Origin of the sequence: Baaleninema simplex PCC 7105, from assembly GCF_000332355.1 — a bacterium.
Classification (GTDB): Bacteria; Cyanobacteriota; Cyanobacteriia; order Cyanobacteriales; family Geitlerinemataceae; genus Baaleninema; species Baaleninema simplex.
Map to the genome: position 1 here is coordinate 3,521,433 of NZ_KB235958.1, position 15,665 is coordinate 3,537,097.

13 protein-coding genes are annotated in these 15,665 nt (G+C 52.1%); 6 read left to right on the plus strand and 7 right to left on the minus strand.

Features of this window, described 5'->3' with window-relative positions; genetic code table 11:
• Positions 1 to 98: 98 nt before the first annotated feature.
• On the plus strand, positions 99 to 1,547 hold the full coding sequence (locus GEI7105_RS0117955) for an aminotransferase-like domain-containing protein (protein ID WP_017661818.1): 1,449 nt from the start codon (positions 99 to 101) through the stop codon (positions 1,545 to 1,547).
• A gap of 134 nt (positions 1,548 to 1,681) precedes the next feature.
• Here the strand turns inward: GEI7105_RS0117955 and GEI7105_RS0117960 are convergent, their stop codons facing one another.
• The 4 genes from GEI7105_RS0117960 to GEI7105_RS38610 all read right to left on the minus strand — a co-directional run bounded on the left by GEI7105_RS0117960 (position 1,682) and on the right by GEI7105_RS38610 (position 6,300).
• Positions 1,682 to 3,184, minus strand: a complete 1,503-nt coding sequence (locus GEI7105_RS0117960) for a TM0106 family RecB-like putative nuclease (RefSeq protein WP_017661819.1) — start codon at positions 3,182 to 3,184, stop codon at positions 1,682 to 1,684.
• A 212-nt stretch (positions 3,185 to 3,396) separates the two neighbouring features.
• A complete protein-coding gene (locus tag GEI7105_RS0117965) occupies positions 3,397 to 4,782 on the minus strand; it encodes a Sll1247 family protein (RefSeq protein WP_017661820.1) in 1,386 nt (461 codons plus the stop codon).
• A 297-nt stretch (positions 4,783 to 5,079) separates the two neighbouring features.
• Positions 5,080 to 6,072: a ribose-phosphate pyrophosphokinase gene (locus GEI7105_RS0117975; protein ID WP_026097758.1), complete on the minus strand. Its 993-nt coding sequence runs from the start codon at positions 6,070 to 6,072 to the stop codon at positions 5,080 to 5,082.
• Positions 6,073 to 6,150: 78 nt separating this feature from the next.
• Positions 6,151 to 6,300, minus strand: a complete 150-nt coding sequence (locus GEI7105_RS38610; RefSeq protein WP_158413226.1) for a hypothetical protein — start codon at positions 6,298 to 6,300, stop codon at positions 6,151 to 6,153.
• A gap of 4 nt (positions 6,301 to 6,304) precedes the next feature.
• Between GEI7105_RS38610 and GEI7105_RS0117985 the strand changes: the two genes are divergently transcribed.
• The 3 genes from GEI7105_RS0117985 to GEI7105_RS0117995 all read left to right on the plus strand — a co-directional run bounded on the left by GEI7105_RS0117985 (position 6,305) and on the right by GEI7105_RS0117995 (position 9,055).
• Entirely contained in the window at positions 6,305 to 6,763 is a 459-nt protein-coding gene (locus GEI7105_RS0117985; protein ID WP_017661824.1) for a GatB/YqeY domain-containing protein, read from the plus strand.
• Positions 6,764 to 7,125: 362 nt separating this feature from the next.
• On the plus strand, positions 7,126 to 7,731 hold the full coding sequence (locus GEI7105_RS0117990) for an alpha/beta fold hydrolase (RefSeq protein ID WP_017661826.1): 606 nt from the start codon (positions 7,126 to 7,128) through the stop codon (positions 7,729 to 7,731).
• A gap of 124 nt (positions 7,732 to 7,855) precedes the next feature.
• Complete coding sequence (locus tag GEI7105_RS0117995) at positions 7,856 to 9,055, plus strand: glycosyltransferase (protein ID WP_017661827.1); 1,200 nt, start codon at positions 7,856 to 7,858, stop codon at positions 9,053 to 9,055.
• A gap of 15 nt (positions 9,056 to 9,070) precedes the next feature.
• Here the strand turns inward: GEI7105_RS0117995 and GEI7105_RS0118000 are convergent, their stop codons facing one another.
• Positions 9,071 to 10,108 (minus strand): Npun_R2821/Npun_R2822 family protein, encoded by a 1,038-nt coding sequence (locus GEI7105_RS0118000; RefSeq protein WP_017661828.1) that lies wholly within the window; start codon positions 10,106 to 10,108, stop codon positions 9,071 to 9,073.
• Between the two features lie 288 nt (positions 10,109 to 10,396).
• Between GEI7105_RS0118000 and GEI7105_RS31155 the strand changes: the two genes are divergently transcribed.
• Both GEI7105_RS31155 and GEI7105_RS37530 read left to right on the plus strand, forming a co-directional pair.
• On the plus strand, positions 10,397 to 11,854 hold the full coding sequence (locus GEI7105_RS31155; RefSeq protein ID WP_144053855.1) for a hypothetical protein: 1,458 nt from the start codon (positions 10,397 to 10,399) through the stop codon (positions 11,852 to 11,854).
• Between the two features lie 241 nt (positions 11,855 to 12,095).
• The gene (locus tag GEI7105_RS37530) at positions 12,096 to 12,278 is read left to right on the plus strand and encodes a hypothetical protein (RefSeq protein ID WP_144053856.1); all 183 of its coding nucleotides are present in this window, start codon (positions 12,096 to 12,098) and stop codon (positions 12,276 to 12,278) included.
• 410 nt (positions 12,279 to 12,688) lie between these two features.
• Here GEI7105_RS37530 and stpA read toward each other — a convergent pair whose 3' ends face one another.
• Entirely contained in the window at positions 12,689 to 13,990 is a 1,302-nt protein-coding gene (stpA, locus tag GEI7105_RS0118015) for a glucosylglycerol 3-phosphatase (protein ID WP_017661831.1), read from the minus strand.
• A gap of 541 nt (positions 13,991 to 14,531) precedes the next feature.
• Positions 14,532 to 15,662 carry a GNAT family N-acetyltransferase gene (locus tag GEI7105_RS0118020; protein ID WP_017661832.1) on the minus strand — a complete coding sequence of 377 codons (1,131 nt, stop codon included), beginning with the start codon at positions 15,660 to 15,662 and terminating at the stop codon, positions 14,532 to 14,534.
• Positions 15,663 to 15,665 lie beyond the last annotated feature (3 nt).

Genomic DNA, 15,665 nt, shown 5'->3' on the forward strand with positions numbered 1-15,665 from the left:
TGTCAAAAACAGTACAGACACAGTTAGGATGAGTTGTAACCCGTACAGTTTTGAACGTACGATCTGTACTGGTGGCAAAACGTTTTAACTGTACTGCCGTGAATGAAATTCGTCCGATCGAACTGCGCGAGGGAGAGGTGTTATACGAGCGAGTCGCCGATCGCTTACAAGGGTCGATCGAAGCGGGAACCTTGCAACCGGGCGATCGCATTCCATCGGTACGAAAGCTCAAAGCGCAATTGTCGGTAAGTGCATCGACGGTACTCGAAGCCTATCGCCTCCTCGAAGATCGCGGCCTCGTCGAAGCCAAACCGCGATCGGGATATTTCGTCAAAGCTGCCCTGCGCCGTTTGCCAGACGAACCGACCCCTTCGATCTCGAACTGTCGCGCCTGTGCGATCGATTTGTCTTTGGCGATGCAAGTGTACGCGGCCGCCGTCAACGCCCCAAACGCCGTACAATTGGGGGCAGCAGTACCGAGTTTGGAGCTATTGCCGACGCGATCGCTCGATCGCCTGATGTCTCGAGTGCTGCGCCAACAGTCTCAAGTCGTTCACGAATACGGTTCGGTGTTGGGGCGTATCGAATTGCGTCACGAAATCGCGCGGCGACTCCTCGATGCAGGCTGTTCGGTGTTTCCCGACGAGATCGTCGTCACCAACGGCACGACCGAAGCGTTATCTTTGTCGTTACAGGCGGTGACGAAACCAGGAGACGCGATCGCCGTAGAGTCTCCCACTTACTACGGCTTGCTGGAAGCCTTAGCGTCGCTGCACTTACAGGTATTGGAATTACCGACGCATCCTCGGGAGGGAATCTGTTTGGACGCGTTAGAAACCGCGTTGCGATCGCGGGCGATCGCGGCGTGCGTGTTAGTGTCGAACTTCAGTAATCCCTTGGGAAATGTCCTCAGCGACGAGAAAAAGCAGCGTTTGGCAGAGTTGGCGGCGCAGTACGAAACGCCGATCGTTGAAGACGATGTTTACGGCGATCTGTCCTTTGAGGGATTTCGGCCGAAAGCGATTAAAGCGTTCGATCGCGGCGGATGGGTGATGTATTGCGCCTCTTTTAGCAAAACTCTATCCCCCGGATGGCGTATAGGTTGGAGCATTCCCGGCCGGTTTCAATCTCGCGTCGAACAGCACAAGCTCGCGAAGAACTATGCAACAGCGAACGCTCCGCAACTAGCGATCGCGGCGTTTTTGAACAACGGCGGTTACGATCGCCACCTGCGCCGACTTCGGAGTGCCTATCGAACGCAGGTTATGCAAACGACGCAGGCAGTGTGTGAGTTCTTCCCCCCAGGAACGAAAGTGACTCGTCCGACGGGCGGACATATTTTGTGGGTGGAACTTCCCGAAGGCACTGATTCGTTAGTATTGTACGAGTTAGCCTTCGAGCGAGACATTCACATTGCCCCTGGGGTCATGTTTTCACCGTCGGGTCAGTTTCGCAACTGTTTGCGTCTCAACTGCGCGTTTCCCGTTTCTCAGGAAATTTACGATGCGGTGAAAACATTAGGCATTTTAGCAAGCTCGATTTTATAGCACATATTTTTGATTGCCGCAATAAATGTTGTAAAACTTAACAATATTTCGTAACGTGACGAACAAACCAATAAAAATCTTACTCGTGACTTTGATAACCCTCGTTCTCGCGGGGTTGTGGGTAATGCTGATGGCTATGCCGACGGCGATGGGATAGCCGAAGGCGAGAGTGTCTGAAGATAAAACGGTTCGAGAAACTGTGCCAACCAGGTTTTGAGGTGGAACGTAGCGCGACAGTCATCTTCGTTATAACTGACGATCGCGTCGAGATAAGTGCGATCGCCCGTTTCGAGCCATTGATTGTACCAACAAATACACTGAGCGCCGTTGGCGTTAGCGTCGCGCCAGTCGAACCCCACCCACCGCGCGATAGGTTTGAGGGCGTAACTTTCCACCGGCAGCACCACCGTTTCCGTCACCCACCAATGCACGTCGATACAGCGATCGACGACCGGTTTCCAGCGTCGTGTCGGCGTGCGATACAGCTTCGCCAACCGTCGAATCGTTTTAACTTCGTAATCGCAAAAATGGAAAATCGGCGCGTCGGGATACGCCCAGAGTAAATCCAGAAAGTCGTGCCAAATGCCCTGTTCTTCCTCCGGGGTTTCTGCCAAAAAGCCAAAATAGCGTTGAGTTCCCGTCGCGCGATCGACCACCAGCGCCCCCAACAAAAAGTCTAAATCGATATCCGGTTTCGCCTCGATATCGAAATGAATTTCGACAGACGCCTCGGGAACGTCCACCCACTGCTTCCGTGCGGTTGTCAGCAACCGGTGAATTTCCCGAAGTTTCGGCGTCGCCTGGTTCGAGAACGTCGTACGCGCTTGTTGGCTGAGTTGTTCCCCGACGACTTCCCCAAACGCGCCTTTCAACTGCGACAGTTTCGCCACTGCCAGAGCTTCTAAAGTATCGATTCCCATCGATCGCAACTGTTCGTAGCGGTTTGGCGTCACTCCCGGCACCAGCGAGAGATGGTGTTGCGACTCGGCGATCCCGTGACAGCTCCCGTACCAATGACATAGATTGCACTTTTGTCGAGAGAGGAACAGTTCCGGCGTGCGGTGTTCCCGTAACGTGGCGATACAGTCGGTAAGAATTCCGTGCATTTCCGGAACCCGCTTCTCGAAATCCACCAAATGGGGTTGGCGTCCCCGTAATAACAACCACGCCGTCGGCGGCCAAACCCCTTGAACGAGAGACAGCACCAACCCGTCAAACGCCCCGACGATTTGATAGTCGAGTTTGGGGCGTTTGCCGAATTTAATATCTTTGGGAACGTAATACCAATTTCCGAAGCGCGAAGATCCCGTTTCCCGCACGAGCAAATCGGGTTGGCACAGTAGCGTCACACCTGGCGTCCAAGGGGCGCTCAACACGCCTCCGTAAATACATTCGACCCCTTGCTCCATCAACTCGAGGGTCGCTTCCGTACCGCCGAGCCAGTCGTCTCGCGACCATTGAGGTCGGCGATAGTCGTACCGTGCCAGCTCCATTTGGCGGTGTGCGTGGCTGTCCTGGCGCAGTTCGAGGAGAAAGTCGCTGACGGGGTCTTGTTGGCGGCGATCGCCAAAGACATCGAGATACGCCCTTCGATCGCAACGTTGGTAATACAGCAGTAAGTCGGCGCTAACGAGCATGATGGGGGGGCGATACAGTCTCGCGATCGTCTGCCGGGGTTTAGCACCCGCGACCCGGAGTCTTTTTCATTGTACTGTCTTGCGGCCGGAGGGGGAGAGAGGGAGAGGGGAAGAGGGGGAGAGGGGGAGAGAGGGAGAGGGGAAGAGGGGGAGAGGGGGAGAAACTGTCAACTCTCAACTGTCCTCACTGTTGACTGTTCACTGTTGACTGTTCACTGAAAAAGTTGGGTCAGTTCGTCGGAATCCTCGAAATCGTCGGTTGGAATGTCGGTGGGAATATCTTCGTACTTGATACGAGCGAACACGCGATATTCCTCCGACGCGCGAGAACCGTTGGCAGGTTTCGTTTTCACTTTGACCAAGCTGTATTCGACGTTTTCGGCGTGAATGGCGAAGGTAATTTTAAACAGCTCGAAGAAATGAACCACCCACTCGCATTCGTCTTCCGATAAATGCTCGTAGTAGCGAACCAGCTTGGCGATGCCAGTTTCGAGATGAACCCGCGAGTGGGGACTGACGAGAACGAGCTTGAGTAAAATTACCACGAGCGCCAAGGGATTGCCGAACGAGAGCATCCAAATAAAAATTGGCGAGGGTTCGATGCCGTTTTCCGTCGTCAGGGCGTCGATCGCGCGGTTACAGGTTCGCAATCTCAAGGCTTCGTCGACGGAACTGCCGTGTTTGTTGTGGTAAAAGCTATCGAGGCGATCGGACAACCGAAGCTTGAGGGTATGGGCTAGCTCCTTGTCCGTCCAAGAAAACACCAAATATTTTTGCAAGCTGCGTTTGAACTCGCGATAGCGTTGGTGTTCCGTTTGACGCAGAAAGACTTGAGCTAAGTTTTGATAGCTGAGGTTTCCGCGACGGGCGACGATGGTTTTGATAATCCGCAGGACGTCGTCTCCGAAAATGGTGGGGTTGGGATATTGTTTGTCGTCGTATCCCACCATTTGCGATCGCGTCGTGTACATGGCCAGATCGCGCTTGAAGCGATCTTTGAGACGTTGGGAGACGGCGCGAGCGACCTCTCGCTGTTCGATGGGGTTGTCGGGGTTCGAGTATTGGGGAACGAGGAGATAGGCGGTGTAGCGATCGCTCCATTTCGTCGGCTCGTCGTCTTGGCGATCGTCCTCGTACTTCGTGGAAAACACCTTCAAGTCTTGATATTCCGCGCCTTCGACGAATAGTCTCAGCCAAGCTCGCACCCGCTGTAATTTCGGCGATAGCGCTCGTTTGTGAATGGAGGGATCGTGAAACAGTTGGACGAGTTGGGGAATGAATCGGTGTTGTCGGTTGGCTTCCCAGTTGTTAAACAGGATATAGCAGGAGCGTTGGACGGTATAGCGGAAGTTGGTTTCTCGGTTCGCTAAGACGAGTTCTTCGAGAGATTGGAAGACTTCAGTGCTTTTGGCGTTACTGTATTCGATGAACAAGCTGCGAAATTCGGCGAGGACTTCATCGGGAGGCCAGGCGCGAACGATTTCGAGGAGGTAGTTGTAGATAATTTCCTGAGTTTGTTCGTAGAGCTGTTCGTCTGGGCGGTTTGTGGCGATAAAGGGGGTTTGGGATCGATCGTCCTGGCGATGCTTCCGAAACATAGTTTCTTCTCCCCGAGATTTCAAAAAAAAATTCCTCGCTATTTGTAGCGTAACCTAGGTCGTTACCTCGATCGAGAGGGTATTACCCCTATTAAAATACAAGCGAGGGCGATCGTTTTTTGTCATCGAAGTTTGAAAAAGTGCGATCGAAGTTAGATTTTTAACCGATCGCCGCTGCGAAAACAACTGCTGTACGTTTCGATCGCGCGAACGGTTTCGGGTCAGCATATCGCCAAACGAAATAGGGGCGAACTCTCGGCTCGCCCCCCATCTGAAACAGCTCCGAGTCGGTACAGCTTAGCGGAACATACTGCTGACCGAACTATCTTCGTGAATCCGCCAGATGGTTTCTCCCAAGACGTTGGCGACCGATAACACCGTCAGTTGCTCGAACTGGCGATCGCTCGGAAGCGGAATCGTGTTGGTTACGATGACCTCTTCAAACACTCCGCTCGACAAGCGTTCGACCGCCGGAGGCGAGAAAATAGCGTGAGTCGCACAGGCGTAGACTTGGCGAGCGCCTTCTTTTCTCAGCAGGCGAGCGCCTTCGGTAATCGTTCCGCCAGTATCGATCATGTCGTCGACCAACACGGCCGTTTTCCCGCGCACGTCTCCGATGACGTTGAAGACTTCAGCGACATTGTGGGCTTGGCGGCGTTTGTCGATGATGGCCAGGGGCGCGTCGTCGAGTTTTTTGGCAAAGGCGCGGGCGCGAGCGACACCTCCGACATCGGGCGAAACGACGACGATATCAGAGAGTTGTTTGCTGGCGATATAGTCGAGTAAAACTGGAGATCCGTAGACGTGATCGAAGGGGATATCGAAATACCCCTGAATTTGTGCCGAGTGTAAGTCCATCGCGAGAACGCGATTCGCCCCGGCTTCTGTCACCAGGTTGGCAACGAGTTTTGCCGCGATCGATTCCCGTCCGGCAGTTTTGCGATCGGCCCGGGCGTAGCCGTAGTAAGGTAATACGGCGGTGATTTGCCGAGCGGACGCGCGACGGCACGCATCGATCATAATGAGAAGTTCGACGAGATGGTCGTTGACCGGATTGCAGACGGGCTGGATGAGATAGACATCGCAGCCTCGAATCGATTCTTGAATTTGAACGTAAAGTTCTCCGTCCGCGAAGCGCTTGCGAACCATCGGACCGAGATCGATCCCCAGGTATCGCGCCACTTCTTGGGCGAGTGTTGTGTTGGCAGAGCCAGAAAATAGCCTCAGTCGATTATTATCGACAACAGATAGTAAGGAAGGCTGAAGCGATAGAGTTGCAGAACGGCTCACAGCAGACCCTCGACGCACGTTAGGTTAAGTTAAGGCAATATTATCATTTCATTCCCAAAACTGTAGCGAAAATTCAAATTAAACTCGATCGCCTTCCTCGATCGACACGACAGAAAACCCTGTTGAAGCGTCGATCGAACCGGATCGAATTTTTCGGGTTCGATCGCCGATCGAGATCGGCGATCGCTCCGAACGAGCCAGCAAACAGCCCATTGATGAAAGGAACATTACAATGAGTCTCAAGGATCGAATTGGCGAACAAATCAAAGCGGCGATGAAAGCGAAGGACAAACTTCGCTTAGAAACGGTTCGCTCGATTAAAAAGGCAATTTTGGAGAAAGAAGTCAGCGTTCGTCCGCAAGGACAGGAAGAGCTGACTCAGGAGCAAGAAATCGAGCTAGTCTCTCAACTGGCCAAGCAACGCCGCGACTCAATCGCCCAGTACCGGGATGCGGGACGAGACGATCTGGCCGATCTCGAAGCCCAAGAGTTAGTCATCTTGGAGGAATTTTTACCCAAACAACTGTCTGAAGCTGAAATTCAAGCGGTGGTTGACGAACAAATTGCCAAAGTCGGTGCGACGTCGCCGAAGGATATGGGAAAAGTGATGGGACCGCTGATGCAGCAATTGAAGGGACGGGCGGATGGAAAGACCGTTCAAGAAATTGTGAAGCACAAACTCAGTCAGTAGTTTTTGTCAGTAATTTTACTGGAATACGTGAAATTATCTCCTTATCGGATCGGTAATTTCCGTTCGATACGAGGTCGCGCTCTTTATCGTTTTTTTGATAGCATTGCTTTTAAAAGCAATGCTATTTTTTTATGTTCGCTCTGAACTGTAAATTAACTTATTTTATTTTTATTGAATATATTTTGAAATTAGTTTTAAAGCAATTTTATGCTCGAACTATCATAGTTTTAAAAACGATCGTCATCGATCGAGTTATGATGGATTGCGATCGCAGATACAAATAGCTATTCATGATACAACAAAAATAATAAAAAATGATTATAATACGAGTATTTTGCCGAACCAAAACAGGGGGAGTTGTTATGCCCGTTAAAATTAGCGATCGCTTCGTTCGGATCTTCAATTGCAACATTTATATTCAAGAAGCTGGAGAACAAAATAATCCAGTCCTCCTATTTTTACACGGAGCGAGTTTCAGTTCTCAAACCTGGCGAGAATTGGGAAGTTTAGTCTTTTTTGCCGAACGAGGATATCGCACGATCGCCATAGATTTACCCGGCTACGGACGCTCGCAGCGGCTGTTCGGTCGTCGCGACGATTTTCTAGAACAATTCCTCGAAACCGCCAACATCAGCCATCCCGTTATCGTCTCGCCGTCGATGAGCGGAAACTATAGCCTACCGTTTCTCGTGGAGCGTCCCGACAGACTTCGGGGTTACGTTCCCGTCGCGCCCGTGGGTATTTCTCAATTTAGAAAACGACTCGAAGGGATCGAAGTGCCGACGTTAGCCATTTGGGGAGAAGGCGATCGCATTGTATCAGTCTCTCAAGCGGAGATTTTCGTCGATCGAATGACGAACGTGCGAAAAGTCATCTTAAAAAATGCCGGACACGCCTGTTATATGAAAGCCACCGACGCATTTCATCGAGAACTCCTTCAATTCTTAGAGACGCTACCTCGAACGTAACTCACCGAGAAGTCCTGCGGTCGAGTCGGGGATCGCTTGGCCGACGCCCGAGCGAGAGTTTCCACAACGCGATCGAAGCCCGACACGGTACACTAAATCAGCATTGTGAGAGGCACGCGAAACTATGGAGACCGTCGTTCTAGGGCTAACCTTACTTTCACTACTCATTTGGATCGGCTTGCTCGCCGTTCGAGGACAGTTCTGGCGTTCTCACGTCCGACTGACCCCGATTCCCCTCGAGATCGACGATCTCCCGAGCATCTGCGCGGTCGTTCCAGCTCGCAACGAAGCCGAGGTTCTCCCGATCGGACTGCGATCGCTTCTATTGCAAGACTATCCCAACCCCTTTCGCGTCGTTCTCGTCGACGATCGCAGCACCGACGGAACCGCCAGCGTCGCCCAAAACACCGCTAAAGACGCCAAAGCCGTCGCCAAAGAAATGGGGCGAACCGCCCCCAGCTTAGAAGTCCTTACCGCCGAACCCCTTCCCCAAGGTTGGACGGGGAAACTGTGGGCGATGGAACAAGGAGTTCGTCACGCCAAACGCTACGCCCCGGACTACTACCTATTTACCGACGCCGACATCGAACACGAGCGATCGTCCCTGCGTCAACTGGTCTTTCACGCCGAACGGGAACGCCTCGATCTCGTTTCGCTCATGGTGCGTCTGCGCTGTCGCAGTTTCTGGGAACGCCTACTCGTTCCCCCCTTCGTTTATTTTTTCCAAAAACTCTACCCCTTCGAGTGGGTCAACGATCTCAACCGCAAAACTGCTGCTGCGGCTGGGGGATGTATCCTCATCCGTCGCCAAGCCCTCGAACGCATTGGTGGATTGAGTACCATCAAAGACACCCTCATCGACGATTGCACCCTGGCCCGCGCCGTCAAATGCGGCGAGGCTGGAAAACGCCACCCCATTTGGTTAGGACTGACTGAGAAAACTCACAGTTTGCGTTCCTACAACTCCCTGTGGAGTATTTGGAACATGGTCGCCCGCACCGCGTACACGCAACTGAACTACTCTCCTCTGCTACTGTTGCTTACAGTGTTGGGAATGGGTTTAACCTATGAAGTCGCTCCTGTAAGCTTTGTTTGGGGAATTCTCACAGGCGATCGCTTTATCGCGTTAACTGCTTTAGCCACGTGGTTGTTAATGGCCTTTTCCCTACTTCCCACTTTACATCTGTACCGTCAACCCCCCTTTCTCGGCATTTTATTGCCCGTTATCGCCGCCCTCTATACCCTCATGACTATCGATTCTGCGATTCGCCATTGGTTCGGCTTCGGGGGAAATTGGAAAGGGCGCGTGTATCCGCAATCCTGACAAAACGTCGATCGTTCAATTGACCAAACCGGGAATATAGTAGCGAATTTTCTGAAGTTTTTTAAGTCCAGACTGTATCGCTCGATTGAATTGAGTCGAGATCGACGGCGGCTTAAATTCTTTCGGTCGCTTTTCGGGTTCTTTGAGAAAGCGATAATGTAAGAAGATATCGCGATAGGGAATATCGACTTCTTCTCCCTGACAGAGCCGCGCGAACGCAGACGACGGTACGGTCATATAATGAAGTCGATGAACGGGTTTCATTCCCTGTTGGTTGTAGAGAACGTTATTGACGTTTACGAAAGCATCTGTCGTCGCGCAATTTCCCGTGCGATCGCGTCCGTCCTCACTTTGCGTATAATTGAACGCATTGGCGTCGCACCAGAGCGTGAAATAATTCGACAGCGCCGCATCGTCCCACCAAAGTTTCTCGTTAATCCAACAAATTTCGTTCTCTTCGACGAGACGCCGCTCCATTTCTTCGACGTCTTCCCACGAAATCAGTCCCCGTTTCGAGGCGAAGAAGCTCGCACAGTGAAGTCGGGGGCGTAGCTCGGATTCGGTATATTTTCCGATCGATTCGAGGTAGGGAATATTGAGGGCGGCGACGGGGGTAGGTTTTCGGTGTTCCCAATCGTCGAACACGAAATCATAGGTCTCGAGTTTCTCGAATACCCCATCGACGGGTTTCATCGCTAACGTATCGGCGTCGTAGAAAACGAATTTTTCAAAGATACCTTGAAACGCCGCATAGCGACGGTGATGGTGTCCGAGATACCAGGGCGATCGCGCACCGGGACGTTTGGCTCGCGGGTGGGACATCCACACTCGTTCGGCGAAATCATCCCAACGTTGTAGGGTAACTTCGTCTTCAAAGAGAAAAGCGTTCGGGTATTTTTCGAGTTCGGCTTTCGTCCGTTCGAGGCGATTGTCGTAGGGAAAAATGCAAATGGGAATATCGTGACTCACGTTGGTTTCAACGCTATTGAGCCAGGCGACCAGTTGATCGAAAACGGCGTCGTTCGCCAGCGTATAAATACCGCACGATACCATCGTTAAACTAACTTAGAAAATTTGAGGACTTGTCGCCAGATAAGCGTTGAAATTTGAGAACCGATGCGCTCGATTGGGGTAAACCGCCCTGAATGTCATCGTGTTGAGGATCGGGACGCGCGATCGAACTTGCGATCTGGTCTTATCATATCTTAGAGACTCCAGCGAGACTTGAAAGGTTGCCCGTCGATCGAGTAACGTGCAAAAGTAAACCCGCCTGAGAGCGCCAATTCTTCGAGGCGTCGGCGTCGATGGCGCATTGAATTCGGAACCTTGAGGCGAAAACCCGTGAGAAGAGCGCTACGAGAGAGTCCTCCCAACGAGACGCCGTGGAAAGGCGTTTGGCTGCGTTTGAGTCTCGCTGCAATGTTAGCGGGGGCTTCTAGTGCGATCGCCGGGAGCGTTTGGTTGGGAACTAAGTTAATGGTCGATCCCGACGGCCTCCACTGGCTTTCAAAACGCCTACCGACGTGGACGGATATCGCGCTCGACAGTTCCAACGCACCACAAACGCTCGACGAAATTCGCACTCGTATTCGAGCGTCGGGGCGGATTCCCGCCGAACCCGTGAGTTTGACGGCGGGATCGCTCGAGGGAGATCTTCTCTTTCCAGTATTGAAGGAGCGTCCGTCTCCCTGCGACGTTCAATGTCGCCAAATTGTAGAGCTTCAGGTTTACCAGCGGCTCTCGAACGAGAACAGCGTCGCCGATGGTTTGAATGGCGATCGCGGCTTCTACTATCTGGCCGATCGCGTCGCCGTGAGCGGTCCTCCCGAATCCTTTGCGATCGCGCCGTTGGTGGACGCAAAATCCGTCGCCCCAGGATCGACGCGGCCGCTTCCGCTGACGAACATCCAGCGATTGACGGAAAACGCGCCCCCAGAAGGGGTATGGCTCAACCTGATCGGCGAACGTCCGACGGGAGACACACAGCTAACTTACGGTCAAGTATTTCTCTACAACCGCGATCGCTATCATTTGAGCTTAATGCTGCAATGGAGCAGTCCCAGCGGACAACTCCCCTACTGGCAAGATTTTACCGGTGGGGGAACGGCGGAGTTCGTCGTCGAGCGCACGTTGGGTCTCGAACCGGATTTTGAAGTGTATCGCCTGCAACCGCGAAATTTCCTCCTCAATCCGGTACAACTACAACCGATTTCTCTCAACGAAGCCGCCCTAGACAGCCGGACGTATAAAAACGCGCTGTTACTGGCTCGGAGTGGGTTGTGGTCTCCCGCTCAGCAGATTTTGGAGTCGATTCGTCAAGAGAGCGGGACGCGCTGGACGCCAGACGCTCAGGCGCAATTGGATACGATCGCCTTTCATGCAGACGTAACGCGTACCCAAGCTCGGGCCTCTTGGGCGAGTCCCAACCAAAAGGTGTTGGCGGCGTTGTTAGACGGCCGTTGGACGCAAGGGTTAGAAACCTTAGAAGCTCATCTCGACGGCGGTTCGGAGATGGTACAGATGCTCGCCGCCGATACGAACCGACTGTGGCGGCGCATCGACGCGGCGGTTCGGGTCAATCCGACGGACGAGGACGCGATCGTCTGGGGGGTGTTAGTTTTAGCACTCCAGCAAGATCGCCCTCGCGCGATCGCCTGGTTGCGAGAGCAAGAAAACGTTTCTCCCGAAACCTTCGAGCGATGCGTTCGTCTGTTAAATCGATTGCAGCTTGGAAACCCTCAAGTCGATGAGGTTTGGGACACGGAGGAGGACGTCACGTCTGAAGTGGAGGAGTTTTAGGAGAGCAGGGGAGCTTCATCAGTGAAGAGTGAAGAGGGACAAGGGAAGCTGGGAAAAACCGATCGACCGTCTTCATTACTGTTTCCCGTTCCCGATTCCCCGTTCCCTGAAGATGCGATCGAGGTCACAGAAAGACATACGTACAATCACGTAAAACCGAAATTTCGATCGCACGGGCTCCTTTCAAACTCAAGGACAATAGAACTACCGACATCGGAGCGAGTTTATAAGGAGAGCGGTCGTGTCTGTAATAGATACTATTTTGGAAATCCTCCACAGCAAACAGTTGACGCCGGAACTCGAACGTCAACTCGACGCGATGCTGTGGTCTCGAGAGTTTGACGACTTAGAACTCGCAGCGTTGCAAGAATTGGAAACCTCGCTCGTGAACGGTACGATTCGCTTGGAGTGCGGCGATCGCTGAATTTGAGGGGATTTGCTGGAACCAAATCTATTCAGTATAATTACTTAGGCAAACTTACGCAACAATCTTTCCGTGACAATACGTAAATTTGCATTTCGTCATATGTCTTTACATACATAGCAAATCCTTACTATGTCTGCATTCTAGATAGTAAGGCGATTTGAATATCGTCTCGATCGCAACGAGACGAGACGTTCTGCACAAAATATTCACAATTCGATCGTTTAATTAAATTAGATCGAAAACAACCCGCCAACCCATATATAAAAGGCGGGGTGATAAACTAGCCCGTTTGATAAAGGGCAAAATTATAATTCGGCCCGATCTTTTATAAAGGGCTGTTTTATATCATTAAGGCTTGTTGTCTCAGCCCGGACGTCCTCGTCCGGGCTTGTTTCCGTCAGAGTCGATTAGGGAACGAGTCGGGTGCGTAACTTTTCCTGGCGGGCGTGGGCGATCGTTTGAAAAAACTCACTATATTCGGGATGTCCGCCCGCGAAAGCAATATTGAGAATCAGGGGATCTTCGCGATCTCGGGTATCGCCAGGGCCTTCGAGAACCACGGACACCTCGTCTTGCTCTTCGATTTTGAGCGGTTTGCGGTTTTTGACCTCGCCCCCGCTGCTATCGACATAGACCACCGTATTACCCTTGTGAAACACCTGTCCGATATCTTGAATCAGTTGTAAGAAATTGCGATCGCTCCCCCCGCGACGAACCACATAGCGATCGCCATCCCGTTCGACGGTACTGTTAACCGTATCGCCAATCCCCACTAACACGGGCATTTGATGAGGATCGAAGTGCGTTTTCACCAGGTCTAACAAATCTTCGTGGCGTTTGGGGGCGTTGCGAACGCTGAACTCTTCCCCGAGGGGATACTGTCCCGTGCGACGGTGGTAGTAGCGGTTGAGAATCGCCAGAACCCCCGCTTCTTTAATCGCCCCACGAATCATAAACTGAAAATCCGTGGTTCCCGAATCTCCTGCTTTGGCGAAGCGAACAATTTCCAAACCGCGATCGTCTCGTCCCAAGTTGGGGGCGTAGTGAACGAAGAACGAATCCGTCAAGCCCTTGCTCGCCGCCTCTTCGAGAAGTTCTTCCATCAACTGCTGCATCGCCTGTTGCAGCACCACATAGGTTTCGGGTCGATCTTGCAGTTGTTCGTAAAAAACATTGAGGTTCGCCGTCGGCGAGGCGATGTTATCCAAAACGGCGGCGTCGATGGAGGATCGGACGCGATCGCTCTCGATGGCCTCGGGACAGTCGTGACAGAACTGTCTTAGGCGATCGGCGATGCGCTGCGGAACCGTTTGTAAAAATGCCATTTCCGCTTTGCTGACGCCGGGATGGGAAACCTGGCCGTCTCGATCTTGCCATTGAACGCCACCGGCGGCCAAACCAGGAAGGTACAACCGCGCATCTCTCGCGTAAGACGCACTTCCAGCGGCGCGTTCGACGATACGGTTGACACCTCGCTGTCCGACGTGTTCGCCGTTCGTGAGGACGAAAAAGTGACCTTCAAAAGTTTTCGTCGCTTTGACGTAACCGAGATCGATAACGCGGGTGAGGGGGTCTTTAACGAGTCCCATACAGACACCATCGAGGTCTTGAATTACCAAGACGTTCTCGACGTTGACGAGGAGGCGAGCCAGCTTGTCTGTTTCGAGAGAAAGTGGCGTGGTGTGAAGTAAAGGGTGAGGAGATAACATGAACAGTGTGTTTGAGCGATTCTAGCGATACAGAGAACAACCGAGACTAAGGCAATTGTACGAGGTTGTCGGACGGCGGTGAAGTCGCGCTCCGTTGGGGTTGGTCTGACATGACTCGAGAGAGGGGCGTTTTAAGGAGTTCGATCGACGACTTCCAATCGCGATATTTTTTAGAGTTGGATATATTTTTTATTAAAATTTACGTTAACATTATGCTTTTGATTTGGGTCTTATGAAGTGGAGTTCATAAGCTAATTTTATACGGAAGTCAAATTTCAAGCATCGGTTTCTCTCAACTCTGCATCCCCCCAACCCGCATTCCCAAGAGGGGGGTTGGGGGGATAGAGGGACTTGTCAGATTAGGCAAAACCAGTATTTGAGATTCGGCTTCCGTATTACGATCTACACCATTTGTAGGGTGGGCAATGCCCACCGACCTCTCCATTTAGTGTAATTTTGGTCGAACTGCGTAAGTCCTAGTAGGTTTAGAGAAATTGGGAGTGTTGGGTTTCGCTTTTCTCCACCCAACCTACAGTTTTTTTTAAGGATTTAGCGGTTTTTCGTAAACGCGATAGGTTTTAAAAATTGTACCGCCCGAGGCTTCTGTGATTTTACGAGATGGGTAGTTATCTTCCCAAATCCAAGAAAGTTCAGCCCGTTTGTAACCGCTTTTTTGTCCGCCTTGCATCGCCAGATAGACTAACGCCAGCGGTACCATTTTACGTCGAAACTCCGGCAGGGCGCAGAGGGTAATCATCCGCGCGCGATCGATCTGTCGGCGGTACCACAAAAACTTAAGGATTCCCCACCAATTCAACTGTCCGTTAACGTGTTTTAGAGCGATGTTGTAATCGGGTAATCCCATAAAAAAGCCCACCATTTCCCCGTCGTATTCAGCAATAGGAAAAATGGCAGGATCGACGAGAGTTTTAAGTTGTTGAGCTTCTTCAAAAAACTCTTCTTCACTGCGAGGAGAGGAACTCCAATTGTTAGAAAAGGCTTGAGTAAAAAGCTGATAAATCTTGCGAACGTCGCGATCGAACCCTTCTCCTTTAAGATTCACCGGACGGAACGTCACCCCTGCTTTCAAGGCCACCCGATAGGCTTTCTCGAACTTATCCGACAACGGTTCCATCGGAAAGTCGTAGGCGTAAGCGTCCTTGGCCTTGACCCATCCTTCCCGTTCTAGTAACTGTGGGTAGTACGGGGGATTGTAAGGCATCATCAGCATCGGCGGCGAGTCGAACCCATCTACGAGAAACAGACAACTGTTGTGAGTAGACAAATTTATCGGACCGCGAACGGTTGTCGCGCCGCGATCGCGCAACCAAGACGAGGCCGCCTCGAGGAGCGATCGCCCCACCTCTGCATCGTCGATACATTCAAAATAGCCGAACAGTCCGATATTTCGGCTTTCTCGTTCGATCAGGCGGCGGTTGAGGGCAGCTACGATCCGGCCGACGGTGCGATCGCTCTCGTCGATCGCCAAAAATGCTTGAAATTCCCCGTACTGAAGAAACGGATTGTCTTCAGAGGGGGACAGTTGCGAGGCGATCGACACGCGAATCGGTTCGACCCAATGGCGATCGCCTGCGTACACCAAGCGAGACACGTCGAGAAACCGACGCAACTCTGCCGCTGTCGTCACAGGTTGGATGGTAACTGCCCCCATAAG

Excerpts from the sequence above, each read along its gene's own strand:
- GEI7105_RS0117960 (WP_017661819.1), bottom strand. The coding sequence starts at position 3,184 with ATGCTCGTTAGCGCCGACTTACTGCTGTATTACCAACGTTGCGATCGA.
- GEI7105_RS0117965 (WP_017661820.1), bottom strand. The coding sequence starts at position 4,782 with ATGTTTCGGAAGCATCGCCAGGACGATCGATCCCAAACCCCCTTTATC.
- GEI7105_RS38610 (WP_158413226.1), bottom strand. The coding sequence starts at position 6,300 with ATGTTCCTTTCATCAATGGGCTGTTTGCTGGCTCGTTCGGAGCGATCG.
- GEI7105_RS0117985 (WP_017661824.1), top strand. The coding sequence starts at position 6,305 with ATGAGTCTCAAGGATCGAATTGGCGAACAAATCAAAGCGGCGATGAAA.
- GEI7105_RS0117990 (WP_017661826.1), top strand. The coding sequence starts at position 7,126 with ATGCCCGTTAAAATTAGCGATCGCTTCGTTCGGATCTTCAATTGCAAC.
- GEI7105_RS0117995 (WP_017661827.1), top strand. The coding sequence starts at position 7,856 with ATGGAGACCGTCGTTCTAGGGCTAACCTTACTTTCACTACTCATTTGG.
- GEI7105_RS0118000 (WP_017661828.1), bottom strand. The coding sequence starts at position 10,108 with ATGGTATCGTGCGGTATTTATACGCTGGCGAACGACGCCGTTTTCGAT.
- stpA (WP_017661831.1), bottom strand. The coding sequence starts at position 13,990 with ATGTTATCTCCTCACCCTTTACTTCACACCACGCCACTTTCTCTCGAA.
- GEI7105_RS0118020 (WP_017661832.1), bottom strand. The coding sequence starts at position 15,662 with ATGGGGGCAGTTACCATCCAACCTGTGACGACAGCGGCAGAGTTGCGT.